Here is a 1,519-nt window from a genome sequence, read left to right as displayed (position 1 = left end):
AACACAGTGGACGCGAGCAACTGAGGACAAGCCCTCGGCCTATTAGTACCAGTCAGCTCCACCCGTTACCGGGCTTCCACATCTGGCCTATCAACCCAGTCGTCTACTGGGAGCCTTAACCAATCAAGTTGGTGGGAATACTCATCTCGAAGCAGGCTTCCCGCTTAGATGCTTTCAGCGGTTATCCTTTCCGAACGTAGCCAACCAGCCATGCCCTTGGCAGAACAACTGGCACACCAGAGGTTCGTCCGTCCCGGTCCTCTCGTACTAGGGACAGCCCTTCTCAATATTCCTACGCGCACAGCGGATAGGGACCGAACTGTCTCACGACGTTCTAAACCCAGCTCGCGTACCGCTTTAATGGGCGAACAGCCCAACCCTTGGGACCGACTCCAGCCCCAGGATGCGACGAGCCGACATCGAGGTGCCAAACCATCCCGTCGATATGGACTCTTGGGGAAGATCAGCCTGTTATCCCCGGGGTACCTTTTATCCGTTGAGCGACAGCGCTTCCACAAGCCACTGCCGGATCACTAGTCCCGACTTTCGTCCCTGCTCGACCCGTCGGTCTCACAGTCAAGCTCCCTTGTGCACTTACACTCAACACCTGATTGCCAACCAGGCTGAGGGAACCTTTGGGCGCCTCCGTTACTCTTTAGGAGGCAACCGCCCCAGTTAAACTACCCATCAGACACTGTCCCTGATCCGGATCACGGACCCAGGTTAGACATCCAGCACGACCAGAGTGGTATTTCAACGACGACTCCACAACCACTGGCGTGGCCGCTTCAAAGTCTCCCACCTATCCTACACAAGCCGAACCGAACACCAATATCAAACTGTAGTAAAGGTCCCGGGGTCTTTCCGTCCTGCTGCGCGAAACGAGCATCTTTACTCGTAGTGCAATTTCACCGGGCCTATGGTTGAGACAGTCGAGAAGTCGTTACGCCATTCGTGCAGGTCGGAACTTACCCGACAAGGAATTTCGCTACCTTAGGATGGTTATAGTTACCACCGCCGTTTACTGGCGCTTAAGTTCTCAGCTTCGCCGACCCGAAAGTCAGCTAACCGGTCCCCTTAACGTTCCAGCACCGGGCAGGCGTCAGTCCGTATACATCGCCTTACGGCTTCGCACGGACCTGTGTTTTTAGTAAACAGTCGCTTCTCGCTGGTCTCTGCGGCCACCCCCAGCTCATGGAGCAAATCCAATCACCAGGAATGGCCCCCCTTCTCCCGAAGTTACGGGGGCATTTTGCCGAGTTCCTTAACCATAGTTCACCCGAACGCCTCGGTATTCTCTACCTGACCACCTGAGTCGGTTTAGGGTACGGGCCGCCATGAAACTCGCTAGAGGCTTTTCTCGACAGCATAGGATCATCCACTTCACCACAATCGGCTCGGCATCAGGTCTCAGCCTTAACGTGTGACGGATTTACCTACCACACGGCCTACACCCTTACCCCGGGACAACCACCGCCCGGGCTGGACTACCTTCCTGCGTCACCCCATCGCTTACCTA

The 1,519-nt window shown here is 55.8% G+C and carries 1 rRNA gene; it reads right to left on the bottom strand.

The annotated features are described in order from the left end of the window. Positions 1–22: 22 nt before the first annotated feature. Positions 23–1,519: ribosomal RNA gene (locus ACFVH0_RS40475) — 23S ribosomal RNA — on the bottom strand; the annotation flags it as partial.

This window comes from Streptomyces sp. NPDC127117 (assembly GCF_042677325.1).
GTDB lineage: Bacteria > Actinomycetota > Actinomycetes > Streptomycetales > Streptomycetaceae > Streptomyces.
The sequence above is the reverse complement of the archived record's forward strand: the minus strand, read 5'-3'. Positions and strand labels throughout refer to the sequence as shown.